Source organism: Enorma phocaeensis (genome assembly GCF_016901575.1).
In the GTDB taxonomy this organism is placed as follows: Bacteria; Actinomycetota; Coriobacteriia; order Coriobacteriales; family Coriobacteriaceae; genus Limicola; species Limicola phocaeensis_A.
The window spans coordinates 1-227 of record NZ_JACJKQ010000100.1; the positions used below are offsets into that span (position 1 = coordinate 1).

The 227-nt window shown below is 61.7% G+C and carries 1 pseudogene; it reads left to right on the forward strand.

The window, feature by feature from the left end:
* Window positions 1-227, forward strand: a pseudogene (locus H6A15_RS10300) (ATP-binding protein); the annotation flags it as partial.

The window sequence follows — 227 nt, forward strand, 5'->3', positions numbered from 1 at the left end:
GATGACGGACGCCCAGGTCGCGGCGGTGAGGGCCCGCGACCTGGACCGCAGGGTCGAGAAGGCGAACTTCCCCTACGTGAAGACGCTCGCCGACTTCGACTTCTCGTTCCAGCCTGAATCTCCCCCGTTTCCGTTGACACTTCGAGTTCCGTTTGGGCATGATGCCGTAAACGGGGAAAGGGGGCATGGGATGGGACATCCGTCGCCCAAGTATTCGGCAGAGTTCA